Here is a 17508-nt window from a genome sequence, read left to right on the forward strand (position 1 = left end):
TTATACATTATTTGGTTCCTAAATAAATTGCTCCTGTAAATGGTTTTAATCCACTATTTTCTAACACTACTATGTAATAATAAGTTCCTGCTGGCAATCTTTTTGCCGATCCAAATGTTGATCCATCTGAAATTCCGTTCCAATCATTTGCATAGTTGTTCGATTCGTAAACTCTTGCTCCCCAACGATTAAATATCTTAACATTGGTTATGAATCCACACGATTCGATTCCTGTTACTGTAAAAAATTCATTCCATGTATCTCCGTTTGGTGTTACTGCTTTAGATATAATTACATCTTCTTGCCCACACGGTAATACCACACAATCATCATTAATATTTATTGTTAAACTAATTGATGATAAACAACCTTCATTAGCAACTGTATAGGTAAATACATAATCTCCTAAAGCTATATTTGAAGGATCGAATGTGTTATCTGTAGTAAGTGTTACATTTCCACTTGTTACTTCCCACTCACCATCTGTACTAATATTTATTAAATAATCGTTTAAGTCTACAATACCATCATCAATACATTTTGAATCTGCTATTGTTGTTGTTACTGTTTCTATTGTTACATTTATGTTTTGAACAAATTCTGCTGTATTTCCACAATCATCAGCAACTGTCCAAGTTCTTATTATTTGATAATCATTGTTTGTTCCATCAAAAGTATTTTCCTCTTCAAAATTTGTTTGTGTGACGTTACTTGAACAATTATCTACAAATTCTAATGTTGGTACTTCTGGAATCTCATCACAACTCACATTTATGTCTGTTAAGTTTGTAACCAGTTCTGGTGCCTCATTATCTTCTACTTTAATTTCTTGAGTATGACTCACCTTATTTCCTGCACAATCTTCAGATTCCCAAACTCTAATTATTGTATACTCTGAAGGACATCCTTCTCCTTGCCCTGTAATTGTTTCTGAGTAATTTACTGTTACCTCTGAATCACAATTATCGGTCGCAGTCAATACTTCAGCCTCTGGAATGGCATCACAACTTACTGTTGTATCCGCTGGTAAACTTTCTACAAACTCCGGTGCTTTGGTATCCTCTACTTCGATTGTTTGTGTATGTGTTGTGGTATTGTTTGCACAATCACTTACCGTCCAAGTTCTTGTTATTGTGTATACCGATGCACACTCATCATCCTGTCCTGTAATCACTTCTGAGTAATTTACCGTTACTTCTGAATCACAATTATCGGTCGCTGTTAATATTACTGCCTCTGGAATGGCATCACAACTTACTGTTGTATTCTCTGGTAAGCTTTCTACAAACTCTGGTGCTTTGGTATCCTCTACTTCGATTGTTTGTGTATGTGTTGTGCTATTATTTGCACAATCACTTACAGTCCATGTTCTTGTTATTGTATATACTGATGCACACTCATCATCCTGACCTGTAATCGCTTCTGAGTAATTTACTGTTACTTCTGAATCACAATTATCGGTCGCAGTCAATACTTCAGCCTCTGGAATGTCATCACAACTTACTGTTGTATTCTCTGGTAAACTTTCTACAAACTCCGGTGCTTTGGTATCCTCTACTTCGATTGTTTGTGTATGTGTTGTGGTATTGTTTGCACAATCACTTACCGTCCATGTTCTTGTTATTGTATATACCGATGCACACTCATCATCCTGTCCTGTAATCGCTTCTGAGTAATTTACCGTTACCACTGTATCACAATTATCTGTTGCGGTTAATACTTCCATTGCTGGAATATTATCACAACTCACAGTTATATCACCTGGCAAACTCTCTACAAACTCTGGTGCTTTGGTATCCTCTACTTCGATTGTTTGGGTATGTGTTGTGGTATTGTTTGCACAATCACTTACTGTCCATGTTCTTGTTATTGTATATACTGATGCACATTCATCATCCTGTCCTGTAATCACTTCTGAGTAATTTACCGTTACTTCTGAATCACAATTATCGGTCGCTGTTAATATTACTGCCTCTGGAATTGTATCACAACTTACTGTTGTATCCGCTGGTAAACTTTCTACAAACTCCGGTGCTTTGGTATCCTCTACTTCGATTGTTTGTGTATGTGTTGTGGTATTGCTTGCACAATCACTTACTGTCCATGTTCTTGTTATTGTGTATACTGATGCACATTCATCATCCTGTCCTGTAATTGCTTCTGAGTAATTTACCGTTACCTCTGAATCACAATTATCGGTCGCTGTTAATATTGCTGCCTCTGGAATGGCATCACAACTTACTGTTGTATTCTCTGGTAAGCTTTCTACAAACTCTGGTGCTTTGGTATCCTCTACTTCGATTGTTTGTGTATGTGTTGTGGTATTGTTTGCACAATCACTTACCGTCCATGTTCTTGTTATTGTATATACCGATGCACATTCATCATCCTGTCCTGTAATTGTTTCTGAGTAATTTACCGTTACTTCTGAATCACAATTATCGGTTGCAGTTAATACTTCAGCCTCTGGAATTGCATCACAACTTACTGTTGTATTCTCTGGTAAGCTTTCTACAAACTCCGGCGCTTTGGTATCCTCTACTTCGATTGTTTGTGTATGTGTTGTGGTATTATTTGCACAATCACTTACAGTCCATGTTCTTGTTATTGTATATACCGATGCACATTCATCATCCTGACCTGTAATTGCTTCGGAGTAATTTACCGTTACTTCTGAATCACAATTATCGGTTGCAGTTAATACTTCAGCCTCTGGAATTGCATCACAACTTACTGTTGTATTCTCTGGTAAGCTTTCTACAAACTCCGGCGCTTTGGTATCCTCTACTTCGATTGTTTGTGTATGTGTTGTGGTATTATTTGCACAATCACTTACCGTCCATGTTCTTGTTATTGTATATACTGATGCACACTCATCATCCTGTCCTGTAATTGTTTCTGAGTAATTTACCGTTACTTCTGAATCACAATTATCGGTCGCTGTTAATATTACTGCCTCTGGAATGGCATCACAACTTACTGTTGTATTCTCTGGTAAGCTTTCTACAAACTCTGGTGCTTTGGTATCCTCTACTTCGATTGTTTGTGTATGTGTTGTGGTATTATTTGCACAATCACTTACCGTCCATGTTCTTGTTATTGTATATACTGATGCACACTCATCATCCTGTCCTGTAATTGTTTCTGAGTAATTTACCGTTACTTCTGAATCACAATTATCGGTCGCTGTTAATATTACTGCCTCTGGAATGGCATCACAACTTACTGTTGTATTCTCTGGTAAGCTTTCTACAAACTCTGGTGCTTTGGTATCCTCTACTTCGATTGTTTGTGTATGTGTTGTGGTATTGTTTGCACAATCACTTACCGTCCATGTTCTTGTTATTGTATATACTGATGCACACTCATCATCCTGTCCTGTAATCGCTTCTGAGTAATTTACCGTTACCTCTGAATCACAATTATCGGTCGCTGTTAATATTACTGCCTCTGGAATTGCATCACAACTTACTGTTGTATTCTCTGGTAAGCTTTCTACAAACTCTGGTGCTTTGGTATCCTCTACTTCGATTGTTTGTGTATGTGTTGTGGTATTGTTTGCACAATCACTTACCGTCCATGTTCTTGTTATTGTATATACTGATGCACACTCATCATCCTGTCCTGTAATCGCTTCTGAGTAATTTACCGTTACTTCTGAATCACAATTATCGGTCGCTGTTAATATTACTGCCTCTGGAATGGCATCACAACTTACTGTTGTATTCTCTGGTAAACTTTCTACAAACTCTGGTGCTTTGGTATCCTCTACTTCGATTGTTTGTGTATGTGTTGTGGTATTGTTTGCACAATCACTTACCGTCCATGTTCTTGTTATTGTATATACTGATGCACACTCATCATCCTGTCCTGTAATTGCTTCGGAGTAATTTACCGTTACTTCTGAATCACAATTATCGGTCGCTGTTAATATTGCTGCCTCTGGAATGGCATCACAACTTACTGTTGTATTCTCTGGTAAGCTTTCTACAAACTCCGGTGCTTTGGTATCCTCTACTTCGATTGTTTGTGTATGTGTTGTGGTATTTCCTGAACAATCACTTACTGTCCACTTTCTTGTGATTAAGTATTCTGATCCACAAGCGTCATCATCACCACTGGTTACTTCACTTGGAACTACGGTTACCACTGCATCACAATTATCTGTTGCGGTTAATACTTCCATAGCTGGAATATTATCACAACTCACAGTTATATCACCTGGTAAACTCTCTACAAACTCTGGTGCTTTGGTATCTTCTACTGTAATTGATTGTATATGTGTTGTGGTATTTCCTGAACAATCACTTACTGTCCACTTTCTTGTGATTAAGTATTCTGATCCACAAGCGTCATCATCACCACTGGTTACTTCACTTGGAACTACGGTTACCACTGCATCACAATTATCTGTTGCGGTTAATACTTCCATAGCTGGAATATTATCACAACTCACAGTTATATCACCTGGTAAACTCTCTACAAACTCTGGTGCTTTGGTATCTTCTACCGTAATTGATTGTATGTGTGTTGTGGTGTTTCCTGAACAATCACTTACGGTCCATTTTCTTGTGATTAAATATTCTGATCCACAAGCATCGTCATCTCCACTAGTTACTTCACTTGGAACTACGGTTACTGTTGTATCACAATTATCTGTTGCGGTTAATACTTCCATTGCTGGAATATTATCACAACTCACAGTTATATCACCTGGTAAACTCTCTACAAACTCTGGTGCTTTGGTATCTTCTACTGTAATTGATTGTATGTGTGTTGTGGTATTTCCTGAACAATCACTTACGGTCCATTTTCTTGTGATTAAATATTCTGATCCACAAGCATCGTCATCTCCACTGGTTACTTCACTTGGAACTACGGTTACCACTGCATCACAATTATCGGTTGCGGTTAATACTTCCATTGCTGGAATATTATCACAACTCACAGTTATATCACCTGGTAAACTCTCTACAAACTCTGGTGCTTTGGTATCTTCTACCGTAATTGATTGTATGTGTGTTGTGGTATTTCCTGAACAATCACTTACTGTCCATTTTCTTGTGATTAAGTATTCTGATCCACAAGCATCGTCATCGCCACTGGTTACTTCACTTGGAACTACGGTTACTGTTGTATCACAATCATCCGTTGCTGTTAAAACTTCCATTACAGGAATATTATCACAACTCACGGTTATATCACCTGGTAAACTCTCTACAAACTCTGGTGCTTTGGTATCTTCAATTGTAAATTTAGCTGTACTTGTACTTGTATTACCACAAGCATCTGTAGCTGTAAATATTACTTCTACCTCTCCTACGAAACTACATGTGTAATCTAATTCAGTAAAATTATTACTCCATGAAACTACACTACAAGCATCTGTAGCACTTGCTCCTCCATTACTACTTAACCATGTATTTAGCTCACTTAAATTACCAGAACCATCACACTCTACTGTACTACTTGAAGCTTCTGTTGCTATTACTGGTGCTGTATCATCTTTTATTAAATATCCTGCAACTACAGAACTCTGATTACCACATGCATCTGTTGCTGTAAATGTTACATTGATATAACTTCCATCACATTTAATCGATGTATCATTTCCATAATCATTAGTCCAAACAACACTACTACAATTATCTGTTGCTGTTGCTCCTGCATTATTGTCTAACCAATCTTGTAACGTTTGTGTTGTATTACCTACTCCACATTCAATATCTATATTAGCTTTATTTGTTTCATCTATTATAGGTGCGGTATTATCTTCTACTGTGATGGTTTGTACTTTACTTGTAGTATTTCCACAATCGTCTGTTAAGCTCCATGTTCTTGTGATTACTTGTTCTCCCTCACAACTTCCTTCTGCTACTGAATCACTAAAAGTTGCCTCTAAACTTGTATCACAGTTATCTGACTCATCTGTTACATCGCCTGTTACTCCTACACTGGCATCATATGTACAATCGGCTGCTGCATAAATCGTTGTGTTTGCTGGAACTGTAAAGTCTGGTGCTGTGTTATCCTCTACTGTGATTGTTTGTACTTTACTTGTAGTATTTCCACAATCGTCTGTTAAGCTCCATGTTCTTGTGATTACTTGCTCTCCTTCACAGCTTCCTGCTGCTACTGAATCACTAAAAGTTGCCTCTAAACTTGTATCACAGTTATCTGACTCATCGGTTACATCTCCTGTTACTCCCACACTTGCATCATAGGTACAATCAGCTGCGGCATAAATCGTTGTGTTTGCTGGAACTGTAAAGTCTGGTGCCGTGTTATCTTCTACTGTGATTGTTTGTACCTTACTTGTAGTATTTCCACAATCGTCTGTTAAACTCCATGTTCTTGTGATGACTTGTTCTCCCTCACAGCTTCCTGCTGCTACTGAATCACTAAAAGTTGCCTCTAAACTTGTATCACAGTTATCTGACTCATCGGTTACATCTCCTGTTACTCCTACACTGGCATCATAGGTACAATCAGCTGCGGCATATATTGTTGTGTTTGCTGGAACTGTAAAGTCTGGTGCTGTGTTATCCTCTACTGTGATTGTTTGTACTTTACTAGTGGTATTTCCACAATCGTCTGTTAAGCTCCATGTTCTTGTGATTACTTGTTCTCCCTCACAGCTTCCTGCTGCTACTGAATCACTAAAAGTTGCCTCTAAACTTGTATCACAGTTATCTGACTCATCGGTTACATCTCCTGTTACTCCTACACTTGCATCATAGGTACAATCGGCTGCGGCATATATTGTTGTGTTTGCTGGAACTGTAAAGTCTGGTGCCGTGTTATCCTCTACTGTAATTGTTTGTACTTTACTTGTAGTATTTCCACAATCGTCTGTTAAGCTCCATGTTCTTGTAATTACTTGTTCTCCCTCACAGCTTCCTGCTGCTACTGAATCACTAAAAGTTGCCTCTAAACTTGTATCACAGTTATCTGACTCATCGGTTACATCTCCTGTTACTCCTACACTTGCATCATAGGTACAATCAGCTGCGGCATATATTGTTGTGTTTGCTGGAACTGTAAAGTCTGGTGCTGTGTTATCCTCTACTGTGATTGTTTGTACTTTACTAGTGGTATTTCCACAATCGTCTGTTAAGCTCCATGTTCTTGTAATTACTTGTTCTCCCTCACAGCTTCCTGCTGCTACTGAATCACTAAAAGTTGCCTCTAAACTTGTATCACAGTTATCTGACTCATCGGTTACATCTCCTGTTACTCCTACACTTGCATCATAGGTACAATCGGCTGCGGCATATATTGTTGTGTTTGCTGGAACTGTAAAGTCTGGTGCGGTATTATCTTCTACTGTGATGGTTTGTACTTTACTTGTAGTATTTCCACAATCGTCTGTTAAGCTCCATGTTCTTGTAATTACTTGTTCTCCCTCACAGCTTCCTGCTGCTACTGAATCACTAAAAGTTGCCTCTAAACTTGTATCACAGTTATCTGACTCATCGGTTACATCTCCTGTTACTCCTACACTTGCATCATAGGTACAATCAGCTGCGGCATAAATCGTTGTGTTTGCTGGAACTGTAAAGTCTGGTGCCGTGTTATCTTCTACTGTGATTGTTTGTACCTTACTTGTAGTATTTCCACAATCGTCTGTTAAGCTCCATGTTCTTGTGATTACTTGCTCTCCTTCACAGCTTCCTGCTGCTACTGAATCACTAAAAGTTGCCTCTAAACTTGTATCACAGTTATCTGACTCATCGGTTACATCTCCTGTTACTCCTACACTTGCATCATAGGTACAATCGGCTGCGGCATATATTGTTGTGTTTGCTGGAACTGTAAAGTCTGGTGCTGTGTTATCCTCTACTGTGATTGTTTGTACTTTACTAGTGGTATTTCCACAATCGTCTGTTAAGCTCCATGTTCTTGTGATTACTTGTTCTCCCTCACAACTTCCTGCTGCTACTGAATCACTAAAAGTTGCCTCTAAACTTGTATCACAGTTATCTGACTCATCTGTTACATCGCCTGTTACTCCTACACTGGCATCATATGTACAATCGGCTGCTGCATAAATCGTTGTGTTTGCTGGAACTGTAAAGTCTGGTGCTGTGTTATCCTCTACTGTGATTGTTTGTACTTTACTAGTGGTATTTCCACAATCGTCTGTTAAGCTCCATGTTCTTGTGATTACTTGTTCTCCCTCACAGCTTCCTGCTGCTACTGAATCACTAAAGGTAGCCTCTAAACTTGTATCACAGTTATCTGACTCATCGGTTACATCGCCTGTTACTCCCACACTTGCATCATATGTACAATCAGCTGCGGCATAAATCGTTGTATTTGCTGGAACTGTAAAGTCTGGTGCTGTATTATCTTCTACTGTGATTGTTTGTACTTTACTAGTGGTATTTCCACAATCATCGGTTAAGCTCCATGTTCTTGTGATGACTTGTTCTCCTTCACAGCTTCCTGCTGCTACTGAATCACTAAAAGTTGCCTCTAAACTTGTATCACAGTTATCTGACTCATCGGTTACATCTCCTGTTACTCCTACACTGGCATCATATGTACAATCAGCTGCGGCATATATTGTTGTGTTTGCTGGAACTGTAAAGTCTGGTGCCGTGTTATCTTCTACTGTGATGGTTTGTACTTTACTTGTAGTATTTCCACAATCATCGGTTAAGCTCCATGTTCTTGTGATTACTTGTTCTCCTTCACAACTTCCTGCTGCTACTGAATCACTAAAAGTTGCCTCTAAACTTGTATCACAGTTATCTGACTCATCGGTTACATCGCCTGTTACTCCTACACTTGCATCATATGTACAATCGACTGCGGCATATATTGTTGTATTTGCTGGAACTGTAAAGTCTGGTGCCGTGTTATCTTCTACGGTGATTGTTTGTACCTTACTTGTAGTATTTCCACAATCGTCTGTTAAGCTCCATGTTCTTGTGATGACTTGTTCTCCCTCACAGCTTCCTGCTGCTACTGAATCACTAAAGGTAGCCTCTAAACTTGTATCACAGTTATCTGACTCATCGGTTACATCGCCTGTTACTCCCACACTTGCATCATATGTACAATCAGCTGCGGCATAAATCGTTGTGTTTGCTGGAACTGTAAAGTCTGGTGCCGTGTTATCCTCTACTGTGATGGTTTGTACTTTACTTGTAGTATTTCCACAATCATCGGTTAAGCTCCATGTTCTTGTAATTACTTGTTCTCCCTCACAGCTTCCTGCTGCTACTGAATCACTAAAAGTTGCCTCTAAACTTGTATCACAGTTATCTGACTCATCGGTTACATCTCCTGTTACTCCTACACTGGCATCATATGTACAATCAGCTGCGGCATATATTGTTGTGTTTGCTGGAACTGTAAAGTCTGGTGCCGTGTTATCTTCTACTGTGATGGTTTGTACTTTACTTGTAGTATTTCCACAATCATCGGTTAAGCTCCATGTTCTTGTGATTACTTGTTCTCCTTCACAACTTCCTGCTGCTACTGAATCACTAAAAGTTGCCTCTAAACTTGTATCACAGTTATCTGACTCATCGGTTACATCGCCTGTTACTCCTACACTTGCATCATATGTACAATCGACTGCGGCATATATTGTTGTATTTGCTGGAACTGTAAAGTCTGGTGCCGTGTTATCTTCTACGGTGATTGTTTGTACCTTACTTGTAGTATTTCCACAATCGTCTGTTAAGCTCCATGTTCTTGTGATGACTTGTTCTCCCTCACAGCTTCCTGCTGCTACTGAATCACTAAAGGTAGCCTCTAAACTTGTATCACAGTTATCTGACTCATCGGTTACATCGCCTGTTACTCCCACACTTGCATCATATGTACAATCAGCTGCGGCATAAATTGTTGTATTTGCTGGAACTGTAAAGTCTGGTGCCGTGTTATCCTCTACTGTGATGGTTTGTACTTTACTTGTAGTATTTCCACAATCATCGGTTAAGCTCCATGTTCTTGTAATTACTTGTTCTCCCTCACAGCTTCCTGCTGCTACTGAATCACTAAAAGTTGCCTCTAAACTTGTATCACAGTTATCTGACTCATCGGTTACATCTCCTGTTACTCCTACACTTGCATCATAGGTACAATCAGCTGCGGCATATATTGTTGTGTTTGCTGGAACTGTAAAGTCTGGTGCTGTGTTATCCTCTACTGTGATTGTTTGTACTTTACTAGTGGTATTTCCACAATCGTCTGTTAAGCTCCATGTTCTTGTAATTACTTGTTCTCCCTCACAGCTTCCTGCTGCTACTGAATCACTAAAAGTTGCCTCTAAACTTGTATCACAGTTATCTGACTCATCGGTTACATCTCCTGTTACTCCTACACTTGCATCATAGGTACAATCGGCTGCGGCATATATTGTTGTGTTTGCTGGAACTGTAAAGTCTGGTGCGGTATTATCTTCTACTGTGATGGTTTGTACTTTACTTGTAGTATTTCCACAATCGTCTGTTAAGCTCCATGTTCTTGTAATTACTTGTTCTCCCTCACAGCTTCCTGCTGCTACTGAATCACTAAAAGTTGCCTCTAAACTTGTATCACAGTTATCTGACTCATCGGTTACATCTCCTGTTACTCCTACACTTGCATCATAGGTACAATCAGCTGCGGCATAAATCGTTGTGTTTGCTGGAACTGTAAAGTCTGGTGCCGTGTTATCTTCTACTGTGATTGTTTGTACCTTACTTGTAGTATTTCCACAATCGTCTGTTAAGCTCCATGTTCTTGTGATTACTTGCTCTCCTTCACAGCTTCCTGCTGCTACTGAATCACTAAAAGTTGCCTCTAAACTTGTATCACAGTTATCTGACTCATCGGTTACATCTCCTGTTACTCCTACACTTGCATCATAGGTACAATCGGCTGCGGCATATATTGTTGTGTTTGCTGGAACTGTAAAGTCTGGTGCTGTGTTATCCTCTACTGTGATTGTTTGTACTTTACTAGTGGTATTTCCACAATCGTCTGTTAAGCTCCATGTTCTTGTGATTACTTGTTCTCCCTCACAACTTCCTGCTGCTACTGAATCACTAAAAGTTGCCTCTAAACTTGTATCACAGTTATCTGACTCATCTGTTACATCGCCTGTTACTCCTACACTGGCATCATATGTACAATCGGCTGCTGCATAAATCGTTGTGTTTGCTGGAACTGTAAAGTCTGGTGCTGTGTTATCCTCTACTGTGATTGTTTGTACTTTACTAGTGGTATTTCCACAATCGTCTGTTAAGCTCCATGTTCTTGTGATTACTTGTTCTCCCTCACAGCTTCCTGCTGCTACTGAATCACTAAAGGTAGCCTCTAAACTTGTATCACAGTTATCTGACTCATCGGTTACATCGCCTGTTACTCCCACACTTGCATCATATGTACAATCAGCTGCGGCATAAATTGTTGTATTTGCTGGAACTGTAAAGTCTGGTGCTGTATTATCTTCTACTGTGATTGTTTGTACTTTACTAGTGGTATTTCCACAATCATCGGTTAAGCTCCATGTTCTTGTGATGACTTGTTCTCCTTCACAGCTTCCTGCTGCTACTGAATCACTAAAAGTTGCCTCTAAACTTGTATCACAGTTATCTGACTCATCGGTTACATCTCCTGTTACTCCTACACTGGCATCATATGTACAATCAGCTGCGGCATATATTGTTGTGTTTGCTGGAACTGTAAAGTCTGGTGCCGTGTTATCTTCTACGGTGATTGTTTGTGTGAATGTTCCACTTACTCTTCCACAAGCATCAGTAAATGTCCAAGTATTTGTATATGTTCCATTTGTGCTACAATTAACTGAAGGAACAAAGCTCCCTGATGTTTTTACTGTTGCTAAATTACAGTTTAATTCAGGTATTAGTTGCTGCGCTGCTTGTAGAGCTGCTGAATCATCACATGAAACAGTTCTATCTAAAAAGTTTGCTGCAGTTGTCCAACTAGCCTCACTTGGCTGATTAATATTTATAGTGTTGGGTAATTCATCTCCAATACCACAACTATCTACTGAATTGGAGCTTACTGTTGATTGTGAATTACTATTTTCTTCTCCAATATAATTTGCAGTCATTTGCATTTGAAACTTGTCTGAACAAGTATTTTCTAGAAAGTAACATTGTCCTTTTACTACTACCTGATAATTTAGGGTGTATGCTGCATCTCCTACATCTGTTATTCCATTTACAGCATTGAATGTTAACTTTCTCGTTCCACTATTATATGTATAAGTTACACCAGAAGGTAAACCTGTTATAGGTTGTGTTAACTCTACTTCTTGTGGTATATCTACTTCTATACTTAAATTTCTTACATCATCATTTCCATTGTTCTCTACATCTACAGAAAAGTCAACTGTATCTCCTACATTTACAGAAGAACCTGTTGTTGGTGAGCTTGTAAGAATTAATGGCGCTAAGTCTGGTTTCCATACATCTACTGATAGTCCTATTAAAAATAACCCATAGGTTTCTTGATTAGATGTTAATCTAATTGTTGCTGATGTTTGGTCATTATCAATAATTGAATTTCCTGAATTATTTAATGGAAATACATCTGCATCAAACCCTAATGTATTGGTACTTGCTGGATTTCTATTCGTAAAATCGGTTCCATCTTTTCCTATTCTACTATTAAAAAAGTTATTAGCACTACGTAAACTATACGATACATCTACCCAGTTATTACTAACGTTTCTTATTTGTAATTTATCTCCTGATAAATCTCTATCACCTTCTAAAGCTCCTATTACAACATCTACATTAACATTACCTGATGGTACTGTTTGAAAACCACTAAATCCAATCTCAAATTCATTAATACTACTCGTTACATTAGCATATCCATCAAATAATGATATATTTTTAGCTGGCATTGTTGGACTTTCATATACAAATACTATTTGCCAACCTCCTGATGTACCTGTATTTCCTCCTCCATGAGATTCTAGTTCTCCTTCTTTTGCCCTAACATTTGCTATTTGGTATGTTCCGTATGGAGATGATAATCCTTTTACATCGTTTGTTATATCTTTAAAACAGATATATGGGTCATTTACAAAATGCCCTGGTTCATCTCTTCCTCTAAAAATAACTTGATCTGCCGTTATAGTTTGATATGTTGAACTTCCTGGAAGTTGTAATTTTACTTTATTATAATCCCAATCTGGTTCATCATCTGGATCATCTTCTTCTAAATCTGCTGCTGCCCAGTATAAATATGCTTTTTTAATACTTAAACAACTAATTGATGGTTCTGGATTTACAAAATTTGCATTACTTGAGTTAAATGTAGTATTATCATTATCAATATCTACAAATACATTGTTTGTAAAATCGTGATTTCCATCATTTCCGTTATAGTTATTGCTTTCATGTCTAGATAAAACATTGTTAGCTATTAATGTTACGTTTCCATTTACTGCTTCTGAAAATCTAGGTTGAAAACTCTGTTTTACCTGAGCTTTCAATTCTTCTGAACCAAGTAAAAAGACCAGCCCAAAAAACAATAAAATTATGTGAGTAATTTTTTTCATAAGTAAACAGTTTTATAGCAAAAACTTATTAGTTATCGCTACTTGGGTTTGGTATATATGATTTTAAGGTAATTTTATCTAAGGCGGTTGCCCTTCTAAATACGTTTGGATTTGACACTTCAGATATTTCTAATTGCGTACAACTCCACTTACCAAGATTTAAGTTATTTGGCTTGGTTATTTTTAAATAAAATGTTTTTATTTCATTTATATCTACTGTTATCTCATTACGAATTGGATTCATATTTTCATCATACAATGAGTAATCAAATTCTGTAATTACAGTATTCTTCTTTTTACAAAGAACATTGGTTAAGTTAACTTGATAACTAGCTTTAGTTAAGCCATTATTTTTTATTTGCAACTTATGTATATGTTCTTTTTCGTAATCTGCTTTTTGACTATATTCTTTTACAGATAACTCTACTAAATTTTGAGATATCCCTTGAAATATTGTTGTTATTAATAAGCATATTGTTAACGTAATTTTATAAACCATACATTCTTTTTTATGTTATAATATTGTATAACACACTAATTCTAACTATTTAGAAATAGGTATTAATTAGGGTAAAAAGAGGGTGTAAAAGGGTATACGTTTTGCACGTAAACAACGTATTACTGTTTTTGAGTAATAGTAAAATAAATTCTTAAAATTATATAGGGAGGAAAAACTAATACTAATTGGGTAATAGTATTAATTTTGAGAGGTTAACGTTTTCGTAAGTTTTTAAAAACGATTATATCAAATATAGGATATCTTTTCGTTAAAAAAAACGATGTATGAAAAAAAAGGGGTTTTCCCCCTCTCCTTTTTTAAATGTAAAAATTCATTAAAGATTTTATATTTTTTGCTTCTTAATAGGTAATTTTGCATTATGATTCAAAACGATACTATTATTGCTATGGCTACGCCATCTGGGGTTGGAGCTATTGCCGTTATAAGACTTTCTGGTGAAAAATCTATTGAAATTGTAGATGCTTTTTTTCAATCTGTAAAAAAGGATAAATCTCTACTTTCTCAAAAATCTCATACCTTACATTTAGGTCATATTGTAAATAATGGAGTTATTCTTGACCAAGTTTTAGTATCTATTTTTAAGAATCCTAATTCTTATACTGGTGAAAATGTCGTTGAAATTTCATGTCATGGCTCTAGTTTTATTCAGCAAGAAATTATACAATTATTCCTAAAAAATGGTTGTAGAATGGCTGATAATGGTGAGTTTACCATGCGTGCCTTTTTAAACGGTAAAATGGATTTGAGTCAGGCTGAAGCTGTTGCTGATGTAATTGCTTCTAATTCGGCTGCTAGTCATCAAATGGCTATTCAGCAAATGCGTGGTGGAATTACGAATGAACTAAAAGATTTACGTGCCAAATTATTAGATTTTGCTGCTTTAATTGAATTAGAACTTGATTTTTCTGGTGAAGATGTAGAGTTTGCTGACAGAACCAAATTTAAAGAATTGGTTTCAAAAATCACCTTTGTTTTAAAGCGTCTTATTGATTCTTTTGCCTTTGGTAATGCTATGAAAAATGGAATTCCTGTTGCTATTATTGGTGAACCTAATGTAGGTAAATCTACCTTATTAAATTCTTTATTAAATGAAGAGAAAGCTATTGTTTCTGATATTGCAGGAACTACTCGTGATGCAATTGAAGATGAGATGATTATTGATGGTGTTGCTTTCCGTTTTATTGATACTGCTGGAATTAGAGAAACTGAAGATGTTGTTGAAAATATTGGTATTAAAAAAGCTTATGAAAAAGCTGAAAATGCTCAATTAATTATTTTCTTAATTGATTCTAATAAATACATACATTCAAGTGATTTATTCTTAGAAGAAATTGAAGCTATTAAAGAGCGTTTTCCAAACAAACGTTTGTTAGTTATTGCTAATAAAATTGATACACTTTCATGTCATGATTCTGCTGTTTTAGCATCTGAAATTGAAAATGTGATTTTACTTTCTGCTAAACAAAAAACTGGTATTAATGAGCTCACTGCCGAACTAACTTCTTTAGTAAATACTGGTGCTTTAAGTAATAACGAGACTATTGTTACCAACTCTCGTCACTTTGAAGCGCTTACCTTAGCTTTAGAGAGTATTGAATCTGTTAAAAATGGTATCGAATTAGATATTTCTTCTGATTTATTTGCTATTGATATTCGTGAGTGTCTTCGTCATTTAGGTAACATTACCGGTGAATATGATGTTGATAAAGACATTCTTGGACATATTTTTGGTAATTTCTGTATCGGGAAATAAATGCTTTTTGCTAATTTTAGTGATTCTACAATATTATTTAATATTCGAACTAATTAATAAAGTTTAGGAAACCATTGTAATAAATACTAATTTTTGATAATTAAGATTTCATCTAACATCTTTAATCAGTTAATTTTATATGTCAATGTTTTAAGAATTGATAAAGGAATATCTCCATTTTTAATGATTTCTTTGTGAAACTTTTTGAAGTTAAAATTTTTATCTCTTTTAGCTTTTTCAAGAAATTCTAAAAATAAACTGGCTCCATACTTATATGTAATTACTTGAGCTGGCCAACGTTTCATTCTATTAATTTCTCGTATTCCAATATCATCTTGATCCTTGATGTGTTGTTTCCAAAATTCTAAAGCTTTTTGATCGGACGATCCATAATAATTAATGGCTATGTCTAAAGCTACTCTAACTGAACGAATTAAATCCCACTCCCATTTACCATATTCGTCATATATCGTTTCGTATACTCCTAATTCATTACCCAAATATTCTACATATGCTCCCCAACCTTCAGCAAAACCTGGATACCAAAACAAATTTTGAATTTCTGTTCTTTTAACAATATTATTAACCATAAACTGATAATGATGACCTGGAATTGCTTCATGAATATAAAACCAACCTAATTGTCTTTTATTAAATGATTCTTCAAAAAAATTGAAATAAAATGTACTATTGTTATAGTATGCTGGAACTTGCGATAGTGAATTATTGGTGCCTCTTTCAATTCTTACGTCTGAAATGTCATTTATATAAGGAAACATTTTATCAGCTTTTACAGCAACCTTCTTTTTAATATTAACAAAAGCAGTTTTTACATCATCTGGATTTTTAAAAAAGAACTCATCATTACTTAAGTATGTCTTGAAATTTGATTTTGATAAACCCGATGCTTCTTGTAGCCTTTTCATATGTAACTTGACCTTTTCTATTTCGGCTAAACCAAACTTATATAACTCCTCTGGAGACACTTCTTTATCTAACCAACGCTTTAGTAAATATGCATACCATTGCTTTCCATCTTGTACTGTAAAAATACTTTTAGAATCATCCAGTTTTGAGTTATAATTCCATTTTTTTTCAAGTTCAATTCTTTCTAAGTTTAATTCAGTTTCATAGCTAAGTATATTATAGTCGACTTTTTGATTATCGGTTAGTTTAGACTCATCTATTTCTTTTAATTTCTCTTTCAGTTTAGTGAAAAATAGTTTTTGAATCGCAATGCTGTCTTTACTCTTTATGCTATTTAATGTATTCACATAGTTAATTTGCAAGTTTGGAATTCTTAATAAGGGATATTGCTTTAAAAAATCGTTTTTAACCCTGTTAAATTGTTGACGTTGTGAAAAACCAATTGTTGATTCATTTATAAAACCTCCATCAGACACAGTAAACTTTTTAATTACTGAACCAGTTTTTTGATTTTTGGTATAGTATAGTTCATTCGTAGAAGGCACAAATACACTGTTCCATTCCAAAAAGTTGGTAGAGAGGCTTCTTTTTACTAAAACCTGTGGAGCAGTAGTTTTTTCAAATTGTAAAAATGAGGAGTTATTGTTTGTACATCCTGTAAAAGAAATTAGTACTATTAAGGATAAGAATATACTTTTTATAGAATTTAGTTTTTTATCCTTCTTTGAAATTATAAAAAGCTTTTCTTTTTGACTTATTAAAAATTTCATA

General features: G+C 36.0%; 4 protein-coding genes. 1 reads left to right on the forward strand and 3 read right to left on the reverse strand.

Annotated features, from left to right (window positions below; genetic code table 11):
- Nucleotides 1-7: 7 nt before the first annotated feature.
- Complete coding sequence (locus tag ACOQN8_RS16025) at nucleotides 8-13537, reverse strand: T9SS type B sorting domain-containing protein (protein ID WP_420553435.1); 13530 nt, start codon at nucleotides 13535-13537, stop codon at nucleotides 8-10.
- 28 nt (nucleotides 13538-13565) lie between these two features.
- Nucleotides 13566-14036, reverse strand: coding sequence for a hypothetical protein (locus ACOQN8_RS16030; RefSeq protein WP_420553436.1), 471 nt, complete (start codon nucleotides 14034-14036; stop codon nucleotides 13566-13568).
- A 379-nt stretch (nucleotides 14037-14415) separates the two neighbouring features.
- Here ACOQN8_RS16030 and mnmE point away from each other — a divergent pair, with 379 nt between their 5' ends.
- Nucleotides 14416-15810 carry a tRNA uridine-5-carboxymethylaminomethyl(34) synthesis GTPase MnmE gene (gene mnmE, locus ACOQN8_RS16035; protein ID WP_420553437.1) on the forward strand — a complete coding sequence of 465 codons (1395 nt, stop codon included), beginning with the start codon at nucleotides 14416-14418 and terminating at the stop codon, nucleotides 15808-15810.
- 125 nt (nucleotides 15811-15935) lie between these two features.
- On the opposite strand, the gene ACOQN8_RS16040 is transcribed toward mnmE, so the two are convergent.
- On the reverse strand, nucleotides 15936-17507 hold the full coding sequence (locus ACOQN8_RS16040; RefSeq protein WP_420553438.1) for a DUF885 family protein: 1572 nt from the start codon (nucleotides 17505-17507) through the stop codon (nucleotides 15936-15938).
- Nucleotide 17508: the final 1 nt, after the last annotated feature.

The organism is Tenacibaculum aiptasiae (genome assembly GCF_965221665.1).
Taxonomy (GTDB): domain Bacteria; phylum Bacteroidota; class Bacteroidia; order Flavobacteriales; family Flavobacteriaceae; genus Polaribacter; species Polaribacter aiptasiae.

Excerpts from the sequence above, each read along its gene's own strand:
- ACOQN8_RS16025 (WP_420553435.1), bottom strand. The coding sequence starts at position 13,537 with ATGAAAAAAATTACTCACATAATTTTATTGTTTTTTGGGCTGGTCTTT.
- ACOQN8_RS16030 (WP_420553436.1), bottom strand. The coding sequence starts at position 14,036 with ATGGTTTATAAAATTACGTTAACAATATGCTTATTAATAACAACAATA.
- mnmE (WP_420553437.1), top strand. The coding sequence starts at position 14,416 with ATGATTCAAAACGATACTATTATTGCTATGGCTACGCCATCTGGGGTT.
- ACOQN8_RS16040 (WP_420553438.1), bottom strand. The coding sequence starts at position 17,507 with ATGAAATTTTTAATAAGTCAAAAAGAAAAGCTTTTTATAATTTCAAAG.